13 protein-coding genes are annotated in these 9301 nt (G+C 58.2%); 10 read left to right on the forward strand and 3 right to left on the reverse strand.

The genetic code is table 11. From position 1 onward, the window contains the following. The coding region (locus AB4Z51_RS42885) for a hypothetical protein (RefSeq protein ID WP_441499587.1) at window positions 1-249 on the forward strand (249 nt) is incomplete at its 5' end. A 21-nt stretch (window positions 250-270) separates the two neighbouring features. On the opposite strand, the gene AB4Z51_RS42890 is transcribed toward AB4Z51_RS42885, so the two are convergent. Then, entirely contained in the window at window positions 271-642 is a 372-nt protein-coding gene (locus tag AB4Z51_RS42890; RefSeq protein WP_135216774.1) for a hypothetical protein, read from the reverse strand. A 215-nt stretch (window positions 643-857) separates the two neighbouring features. Here AB4Z51_RS42890 and AB4Z51_RS42895 point away from each other — a divergent pair, with 215 nt between their 5' ends. The 6 genes from AB4Z51_RS42895 (at window position 858) to AB4Z51_RS42920 (ending at window position 4530) form a co-directional block, all read left to right on the forward strand. Continuing rightward, window positions 858-1076 (forward strand): helix-turn-helix domain-containing protein, encoded by a 219-nt coding sequence (locus AB4Z51_RS42895; RefSeq protein WP_135216773.1) that lies wholly within the window; start codon window positions 858-860, stop codon window positions 1074-1076. Window positions 1077-1417: 341 nt separating this feature from the next. Then, window positions 1418-1867 (forward strand): hypothetical protein, encoded by a 450-nt coding sequence (locus tag AB4Z51_RS42900; protein WP_135216772.1) that lies wholly within the window; start codon window positions 1418-1420, stop codon window positions 1865-1867. Between the two features lie 599 nt (window positions 1868-2466). After that, complete coding sequence (locus AB4Z51_RS42905) at window positions 2467-2880, forward strand: hypothetical protein (RefSeq protein ID WP_441499588.1); 414 nt, start codon at window positions 2467-2469, stop codon at window positions 2878-2880. A gap of 8 nt (window positions 2881-2888) precedes the next feature. Beyond that, window positions 2889-3332 (forward strand): hypothetical protein, encoded by a 444-nt coding sequence (locus AB4Z51_RS42910; protein ID WP_441499589.1) that lies wholly within the window; start codon window positions 2889-2891, stop codon window positions 3330-3332. A gap of 136 nt (window positions 3333-3468) precedes the next feature. Beyond that, window positions 3469-4203 (forward strand): hypothetical protein, encoded by a 735-nt coding sequence (locus AB4Z51_RS42915; RefSeq protein WP_135217308.1) that lies wholly within the window; start codon window positions 3469-3471, stop codon window positions 4201-4203. Between the two features lie 48 nt (window positions 4204-4251). Further along, on the forward strand, window positions 4252-4530 hold the full coding sequence (locus AB4Z51_RS42920) for a hypothetical protein (protein WP_135217309.1): 279 nt from the start codon (window positions 4252-4254) through the stop codon (window positions 4528-4530). A gap of 46 nt (window positions 4531-4576) precedes the next feature. Here AB4Z51_RS42920 and AB4Z51_RS42925 read toward each other — a convergent pair whose 3' ends face one another. After that, complete coding sequence (locus AB4Z51_RS42925; RefSeq protein ID WP_135217310.1) at window positions 4577-4825, reverse strand: DUF6894 family protein; 249 nt, start codon at window positions 4823-4825, stop codon at window positions 4577-4579. 64 nt (window positions 4826-4889) lie between these two features. Continuing rightward, window positions 4890-5207, reverse strand: a complete 318-nt coding sequence (locus tag AB4Z51_RS42930) for a hypothetical protein (RefSeq protein ID WP_135217311.1) — start codon at window positions 5205-5207, stop codon at window positions 4890-4892. A 1121-nt stretch (window positions 5208-6328) separates the two neighbouring features. On the opposite strand from AB4Z51_RS42930, the gene AB4Z51_RS42935 reads away from it, so the two are divergent. From AB4Z51_RS42935 to nhaA, 3 genes are all read left to right on the forward strand, one after another. Continuing rightward, window positions 6329-6763 (forward strand): YybH family protein, encoded by a 435-nt coding sequence (locus tag AB4Z51_RS42935; RefSeq protein WP_441499590.1) that lies wholly within the window; start codon window positions 6329-6331, stop codon window positions 6761-6763. Window positions 6764-6865: 102 nt separating this feature from the next. Beyond that, window positions 6866-7831 carry an ABC transporter substrate-binding protein gene (locus AB4Z51_RS42940; RefSeq protein WP_441499591.1) on the forward strand — a complete coding sequence of 322 codons (966 nt, stop codon included), beginning with the start codon at window positions 6866-6868 and terminating at the stop codon, window positions 7829-7831. Between the two features lie 255 nt (window positions 7832-8086). Further along, window positions 8087-9301 (forward strand): Na+/H+ antiporter NhaA (gene nhaA / locus AB4Z51_RS42945; protein WP_441499592.1); only part of this gene is annotated, 1215 nt, incomplete at its 3' end.

Genomic DNA, 9301 nt, shown 5'->3' on the forward strand with positions numbered 1-9301 from the left:
CCGTCAGGGAATCACGAATCGCCCAAAAGCAAAATCCTAAAACGCAAGAAAGCGAGGTCCAACACCCCGCTTTCCTGCAAAATCGAATACTACATCAAGACAAATTCTGCTTATTTCTCAGATCAATCCGCATTCTTCACGGACGACTTTGTAATAATTCGTTACTTGCGTTCTAATAAGTGGTGGCCAGCCGCAACTTGCGCCGGGGCGGGCCTCGGCGGCGCAGGCTTGATAGTTGTCAGGCAATGACTGGCCGCCGAACTGATTTAGCTAGCCAACTAGCTGACTAGCCTCAAGCCTCACGCGCTCCCGCTCGACATTCTCAGCGGACATGCCTGCGCGCATCGCGTAGTCCAAGCAGACACGAACCCGCTCGCGACTGTAGGGTGACTTCATCTCATGAATCGCCTGGCCGACCGCTAAAACCAGGTCAAGTACCTGTTCGCGAATCCTCTCGATCAACCCCGCAACGTCGCCTTTGGCGCCTGCTGAGCCGTCGTAAAATCCAGCGCATGTCTCGTAAAACCGGACCATTTCGGCGACGTTGTTCGGCTCCGGTTCGCCAAGGGCCTCCATCAAATAATATGCAGTATCGCGCCGTCCGTCCTTGCGGACCGTTGCAGCCTTGATGAAGCCGCCCAACAAAGCCCAGCGTTTCTCCACCGTTTACGGAGACCAAATCGCCCAAGCGCGGCGTTTCACTGTTCGTATATGCCATAGAACCCAACCATATGTAGCGGAATCGCTACACTGTGACCATAAACCCCGATATTGCTACGTCAAGACGTTTTCGCTACTGCGTAGCGGTTCCGCACACTACGTTGGGGGTATCAGTGATTTCCGCTTTGCAATCCCGGATGGCTCGCGCAGCGCTCAATCTTGGCGTTCGCGAGGTCGCTGAGGCCGCCGGTGTGTCCACCAACACCATCACCCGGCTTGAACGCGGCGAGGAATTGTTGCCGAGAACGGTGGCCGATATCCGCGCCGCGTTCGAGGCCGCTGGAGTCATCTTCCTCGCAGACGGCCAATCGATCGATGGTGGACCGGGTGTGAGGCTGGCGAAACCGAAGGCCTAGCTGCGCACCGCCCGTCTATTGGCTGGCAAAGCCCACCGCGCCTCGCATCACTTCGATTTAACTAGCCGAACCGGGCCTGCGAGGCGATGTTACGCGATCATCACCCCTTATGCCGGACATCGCAATCACCGACGAGTGCCGCGCCCCGAGGACGAAATGACCCACCCACGAACCGATAAAGTCGCGCGGGACCTAGAGGCATTCCCCTATTTTGAACCCCATATCACAAAGAGCGGTCGCTGGTTCGTTTCGGTAAAGACCGGAAACGGTCCAGATTCCAACATTGGGGACTTTGCGACGGAGGYCGAGGCCAACGACTGGATTTCGACAAGGTCGAAATATTGGCCAGGCAAACCGGATGCGGAATAAACGATCTAAACCGGGCGGCGCTTTGCGTCGCGCTGGGCGGCTGTGCAGCCGCGCCGAAAATGGGTTGGGTGCGCGTCGACGGACAGTCCGCTCGCGAAAATCCGGTTCTCACAACGCAGTTCGAGGTGGACAGGACCTCATGTCTTGGCGAGCGCAACAAGGCGGCCCTTTCCGGGGTCACCGTCGCTGTCGGTGGATTGGCGGGAGCCATAGCAGCCCAAGAGCGAACTAACGCCGCCGACACTGTCGGCCAGGGTTGCATGGCGGAAAAGGGCTATCTCCTCGTCAAAGAGGAAGAGGCCGACGCCAAGCGCGCGGAGTTGGCAAGGGTTGCTGAACTGAAGAAGCAGCAGGAGGCCGCGGCACTAGCGCCCGCCCCTAAGCCAAAGAAGCCATCCGCTGCAACGAAACCGCCGAGCTAGGATAAGGCACCCAGCTCGGCCACGCTGCAGGCCTCGCTGCCTTGCGCGTCAAGATACCCTAACGCCGAGAGCTGATTCGCATTTCACCGTCAAAGGCACAGGAACCATCCTGCGGGGCAGAGATTGATCTCTTGCTTCAGGTTCCCCGGCCTGAGGCGTCTCAACAGCGGCCTCCGCGTTGCCCCCGCGGGGGCCGTCTTGTATGCGAGATCCCATGGRCGAGAGCTTGAGAGTGATGCTTGCGATCGGCGCGACAGCGACCGTCGCCGCTGGGGCGTTCTTTGCCATCCGTTTTATCGTGGGGTTTTACGGCTAGACGTTAGGTCTCTTCGATAGCTGCTTATGCAGCGCATCCAGCTTAGACGTCTCGCCAGGCTCGCTATCGACAACCCATGATGCCCCAGACCGCTTCACCGAAAACGCCCCGTGGGGGAAGCTGGGTGTTTCCTTCCGCCCAACGCGACACAGCTTTCGCATCTCCGCGATGGCCTGAAACGACGTGAAATCTTTCCCCGGCAATACGTTCTACGGCCAACCGCCCGCGCTCAGCCTCGCGCCTCAGGCTACTCGCTGTCATCCCTCCATCGGGGAAAGCAAGCTTGGCAATCACCGAAAGGCGGCGCGGTGTATCGTCGGTCCAGTCGATCGAATCGGCCATGAGCCGAATTTGGCACGGCAAAGATGGCGGGTGGATGGAGATACGAATGAACGAAGGCGAGAAGCCACGCTGGCCGCGCATCAATGAAATGCCCCTCTACCCCACCGAAGCGCAGATAGCGCGGGCTGTGCTCGGTGATCGCGCGAAAGATTGGAAACGCATCGCTAAAGTCCTGGAGGACAAGGAAGGTTTGCCGAAGATCAACGAGCTGATGGGCGGTCGCTTTTGGCCAGCGGTGGTCGCGTTCTTCTACGGTTGGCAGCATATTTCATTGGATAATACCCGGGTCGCGCCGACAATGCGGCCAGGCTCTAGATTTGAGATGGTGCCGCCGCCGGTGGGGCGAAAAACATAGGTTAGCTTATGGTAGACGACGCCGAGCTTCATATCGACAAGCTAGCGTATGCGGTTGCCCTGCTAGAGGGCGCCAAGCGCATTCACTCATCTGCACCAGGTGAAGTCATTTCCCGAATAGGAATTCCCTTCTACCTCCTCATCGGATTCAGCATCGAGAATGGTTTAAAAGCCTTGCTGCAATTTCAGGGACAACATCAACGTGACGTGCAGCGGTCCCATGACTTAGCGGGCTTATTAGCAATTACCGAGGGACTTCGCGAACGACTTTGGCCTGGTGCTGCAAAGGACGTGGAACACCTCAGCCGCTACCACAAAGAATATTGGTTCAGATATCCCGAGAGCGCCGCCACTGCCGACGTCTTTAAGGCCGAGAGCGCCTGTATGATGGTCGACCACCTCCTAGCGCATATCGCGCATCTAATGGCTACAGAGAAAAGTAGTGCGATCTGACAGGCGGCCCGGCGGCCTCGCCGTGTCGTGCACCCCGTATTTTTTCCTGCGTCCAAAGTCTCGCAGGCGCGCCGCACTCCTGCTTGCGTTCCCGCTTCGGTTGCGGTGGAGTGAGGCTTCAATTGGGACATTTCAGATGCCTACCTTGTCAGTCCAGCAGTTCCAAATAACTGACGACATCGCCCCTCGCGACGCCGAGGCGCTGACGTCGATCAATGATGAAATTGTGCGGCTTGCGGAACGACGCCGATTAACGATTTCCGTGGCCGGTCACCTGGCCCGATCGAAAATCGCATGGAAAATTGAGACCTTCGCCGAGGCTGTGCTCTATAGGATCGTAGCACTTGCCGAAGGGACGGCGCTTTCCTGGAACGAGGCGATGCCGCTGCCAGCCTTTCTCTGCACACGAGCGCTCGTCGAAACCGTTGCCCTACTTGTCGATTTTGAAGGGCGCGTGTCCAAGCTACTCGACGACGAAGATCTGAAAGGGCTTGACGAACTCGCGATGAACAGGATTTTTTCGAGCCGCGACGAAGAATGGCTGAAGCAGTCTCCTGAGTTCAAAACGGTTAATGCGCTCACCCACGTTGAAAAGCTGGATAAGCTTTTACCGGGAGCACTAGGCCACTACAATCGCTTGTCGGAGCGGTGTCATCCAAATTCTCTCGGTCATCATCAGATGTTTACGACGACCGACTACGGCAATGGCGCTGTGACATATGACGCCCTGAAGGCAATGCGCGACGTTCCGGCAATCATCGCGGGATTGACGCTTCTGGCGGTCGCTGAACATTCGCTTAGAGAACTGAGCGCTCTCTTCGAGCGAGTATCACAGCTTCATCACCGGATGAGCCCTTCACCACGAGATTGACCAAGCCTGGTCGATCGACATACTCCGCTAAACATCTAAGGAGCCAGAATGCCCGACGTCGATTGGGAAGTAGTTCGCAAATATCGTCTCTCGAACGAGCGGCCTCCCGAATGGCCGGAAGATGTATATGCGATCTCGATAAAAGGTTCAGCATTGCTCGGAATACACGAGAGATCCGGCAAACTTTATTGGGACGGAAAAGAGATAGTTACGCGCAACGCCATCCGCTTGGGCACACTTGAAAGATGGATCGCAATCTTTGCTGCGGTCGGCACTTTTGGAACGTTCGTTGTCAACGCGGGACGCGCTATGGGCAAGTGGTCATAGAAAGGCCCCTCACCTCCATCGCTTCCGCTTGCTCCGCCACCACCACCTATTGCGCCTCGCCCTCATCCCCCGCTTCCGCCCGTCGCTCAACCCTATGCCGCGTGATCTCAGCGCCGGAGGCGTCAACCACGATTATGACCGTGCCCGCAGCACGGTCATGTTCCGGATCGTTGGCGATATCCCGAGCAACACGGGCGCCGTATTGGATCGCTAGTTCAGCAGAGGCAAATAGCTCTCCCACCTCGTCCGCTTGTAATTGCCCATTGTGAATGATCGGGGAATAGTAACACTGCACAGCTTGCCTCCATCCTCTGGCTGCTCGGCGTCTTTGCGGTCATAAATGGTCGCGATTCAAACGACTAGTCTGTGTCTTTGTCGCTTGAATTGTTCGCTTTCCGACGCTTCTTGATCAGTTGCTTGATCAGATCCGCGGCATCGATCAAGGGCGGCGTTAATGAGAAGAATACACCTAGTGCAACGGCAATGATGGAGTGCCGCATTGAAGCCGGATCATCCTCATCGGCGAAATGGTGGCTGTTCTGATCGACCGGCACCGGAGCGAGACCAGCAGAGTTAGAGCCGTCGGGCTTTCGGGGTTTCCGGGGTGGGGTCATCACGACTACAAAGAGTATGTTGATCAGCACCCACATGCCGATGACTATAAAAAAAGTCTTCATAAGCCCGTCGCAAAACTGCTAAAATATGAGCTAAGCCCGCTCCTTCGCGCCGCGCAAGTCGTACTTTTGAGGTCAGCGCTTTTTGGTAAGCCACCATCTGGTTAACAGGCGCAAAAGCGGAAAGGCTTACCACCGCTTGCCCGCTTCCGCTTGCCTTCACGCCGCCGCCCGCCATGCGGACCAGTCAATCGGCGCCGGCTCAATCCTCTTGGCGGGTTGATCTTCAGGCCATACGTGCACGACACGCAGCGTCACACCATCGCGCGTAACGGTCGTGAGCACCGCATGGCCGCCGATGTAATATTTGCCATCGCTGGCGAAGCGGCCCCGCAAATACCGCGCCCTTTGTTACAGCTTCCGCTTCGAACGAGCGTCCTTCACAGCCGCAACCACCCTGCCCGGCAGCTCGGCATTGTGCTGCGCCATAGCCTGCTTAATCAGCGCCACCGTCTTTTCAGAAGCATCGCCCTTGGATAACCGCGATGCTACCTGCGTGAACCGTCAGGCCGCTGGTTTCCTCGCATGCGCAACACCCCGCGGCCTCACCGGCTTGCCGGCCGCGCAGCGCCACCGGTTGCCGCTCGCAAGCAAACCAAGCAGGCGACGTGAATGCGCCCCCAGGCCCGGCGCTATCCTCGAGAGGCGTCGGTCCTCTTTTTGTGCTCTGAGGTTGCTTCCGCTTTCGGCGGATACCGGGACTTGGCCGAACTTGCTACTGGCTCGACCCGGTCGCGAATGCCCCCGAAGCAGACGTGCGGACTGAACGTGTCCGCTTCGAGATCGAGGCCGCCGCTCGGAGGATGTCGCCTTGTGGCCCATCGGCGCCGTTGACGCACTGCGTCTGATAGGGGCAGACTGGAAGTTTGCGGGTAAGGGCCAAACTGACGCGATTGACCCGAGGCAGCTATAGGCGTTCTTTCGATAATCGTATAGCTTGCTTGCACCGCCAAGCTTTCGCTTGCCGGAAGCCGCCCACAAAACGGAGACGCGCCGAACTCTCCGGTATTTAATAATTTGCAGCCTTTATGCCATCGGCAAGCGCGCTTTCACGAACCGCTGATCAGTAACGAGCCGGATAGCCGCAGGCTGGCGGACACGGTCAGATCAGAGAAAGCAAAGTCATGAGCAAAACCTGGTCAGTGGTGCTGGTGCTTTTGTTGGCCACGATCGGCCATGTGTGTGCAGACCCGCTCACTGAAGATATGACGAAACTCAATGCGCAATGGGACGCCGCGATCAACGATCCGAATTTCGACGCCTTGCTGCCAATGTATGCCGCCGACGCCAGTCTAATGCCGCCCGGCGCAGCACCCRTCTCTGGCCCTACTGCGATACGCGACTTTTTTGCCAAAAGAGGCACGAGCGTCAAAAATCACAAACTTGAGCTTGTAGAGATTTTGCAGATGGGAGACTACGCTTACGTTACGTCCCGCTTCAAAGCCTCATTGGTAAAGGGGGAGGAAACGACCATGCTGTCCGGCAGTACAGTTAAACTTTATGAGCACCAATCCAACGGTGAATGGAAGGTTAAGTCCCATATTTTTGTTCGGGAATAGAAGGCGCATTTGATAGCCAACAGGCTTCGTGGGCGATCCGTCTGGTCTGCAGCTCGAATACTTGGAGCGAGAGGCATTTGCATGACGGACCGGAGGTCGTTGATGAAAATACTAGCCGGTGCCACGCTCCTCGGCGTCGCGCCCAAGGCTAGCGCACAAAAAGTCAAATCATTCACCGTTGCCTACCTCGCCCTTCTTGCAGGTGAGGATCGTAGCTTCGCGCCGAATTTTTTGCGCCGTCTCGATCAGCTTGGTTACATTGACGGAAAAAACCTGCACTTCGTCTATCGCTCGGCAGAAGGCCGGCCGGAACTCTTGCCAGGTCTTGCGTCCGACCTCATTCGGATGAAGCCTGATGTGCTTGTCACCGGATTTGGCACGGTTGCCGCCAAGGCAGGCAAGGCAGCCGGAAACGGCATCCCGGTTGTATTCATGGCTGTCGGCGATCCTGTCGGCGCGGGGGTCGTTGCAAGTCTCGCCCGGCCCGGCGGTAACGTCACCGGACTGTCGGACCTAGCCGCTGGCATACAGGGCGCCCGGCTTCAGCTGTTGCGCGAGATCGTCCCTGCCGCCTCGCTGATTGCCGCGGTCTTGAATCCGGGCACGCCGTACGCGGCCCTCGCTTACAGGGAACTCGAGACCGCAGCGCGTGTCGCGAAAATAGAGTTACGGGCCTTTGAGGTGCGCTCGCCCGAGGAGATCGCGCCGCAGCTCGAGGCCAGCAAGGTCGCAGGAGCCGGCGGCCTTGCGATTCTCGAGGACCCCTTCACGTTTAGTCAACGGACCGAAATTGCCGCTGCCGCCTCCCGCCTGCGTTTGCCCGCTATCTACGGCTACCGCGAGTTCGCGGAAGCAGGCGGCCTTATGTCCTACGGCACCGATCATGGCAAGCAATGGCGGCGCGGCGCGGAGATTATCGACCTCATCCTCAAAGGCGGGAAGCCGGCAGACATCCCCGTCGAGCAGCCGACCACGTTCGAGCTTGTCATCAATCTCAAGACGGCCAAGGCCTCGAACATTACCGTGCCGGCAACAATCCTGGTCCGTGCTGACAAGATCATTGAATGAGCGTCGCGACTTCCGGAATTGGCCCATCGCTTCCGTTGACGCGGTGCAGCTACATGTCAGTTCATCGGGGCAGACCGGAAGTTTGCAGCCGAGCGCGACACCGACGCCCTTGACCCAGAACAGACATTGGTGACCGATCACTCCTCCGAGGTTGAATTGTCGCCATCGCGATGTATAACGGCGTACGGGTGCTCGCTGCATTGAGCAGCGACAGGTCAAGCGATGGTCGGGCCGCCACGCGGAAAGCGTGCGCCCATGAACGATAGCTCTTCATTCGACAATCTGCGGAAAGCCCAGCGGCTGGCGGAACAGGCCCTCAGCACCCTGCATAGGTTCCTGCATGTTGAGGCTGTCAGCGGTGCCGTGCTCCTCGCGGCCGCGGCCGCTGCACTAATCTGGGCCAACTCTCCGTTCGCTCATAGCTATCACGCCTTTTGGAACCTTCCGCTCACAATCGGTGTCGGCGAATACGTCTTTTCCCGGTCGCTGCATTTCTGGGTCAACGACGCGCTGATGACCGTCTTCTTCCTGGTCGTGGGCATGGAGATTAGGCGCGAGGTCCATGAAGGCGCACTGAGCAGACTCGACCAAGCCATTCTGCCGCTGGTCGCGGCGACTGGTGGCGTCATCGTCCCGGCGCTCATCTATCTGAGCCTCAACATCGATCCGGCTAGAGCGCAGGGCTGGGCCGTGCCAACCGCGACAGACATCGCCTTTGCCGTTGGGGTGCTCGCGCTGCTTGGACGAACGATCCCGGTCAATGTGCGGGTCTTCCTTCTTGCTCTGGCGATCATCGACGACATCATCGCAGTATTGATCATTGCCATCTTCTACACCGCCAGCCTTCAGCTTGGTGGTTTCATCATCGCGTCAATTGGCGTTCTCGCGGTTTTGGGATGTCAGCGGATTGGGATCGGTTCTGCGCCCTTTTACGTACTGCCCGGTTCTTTGGTTTGGATTGGGTTCATGGTAGCCGGCATCCATCCAACCCTTGCAGGTGTCGTGCTCGGGCTGATAACTCCGGCACGCGCCATACCGATGCCGGAGCCCCCGCTGGAAGTCGTGTCGCGAGTGCTCAAGCAGTTGCGAAGCAGCGATGTGGTGAAGGCAAGGGATCCGCACCTGTTAGAGCAACCGCTGCGAGACCTTCGCATAGCTCACCGCGAGATATTGCCGCCGGTGTCGCGGGTGCAGATGGCAATGCATCCGTGGGTGGCTTACGGCGTCATGCCGATCTTCGCGCTGGCGAATGCCGGCGTCAGCTTAACGGGCGCTGATCTCTCCGCAGGGGGCCACCTGGTGATGATGGGCACTGCGCTTGCCTTGGTCGCTGGGAAACCGCTTGGCGTCGTCGGTGCGACTTGGGTCGCGGTACGACCGGGCTGGTGCCGCCTTGCTCCTGGAGTCACGTGGGGTGGCGTCTGTCTGGTCGGCTTGCTGGCTGGTATCGGTTTTACAATGTCGATCTTC

Origin of the sequence: Bradyrhizobium sp. 2TAF36, assembly GCF_052114925.1 — a bacterium.
GTDB lineage: Bacteria > Pseudomonadota > Alphaproteobacteria > Rhizobiales > Xanthobacteraceae > Bradyrhizobium > Bradyrhizobium barranii.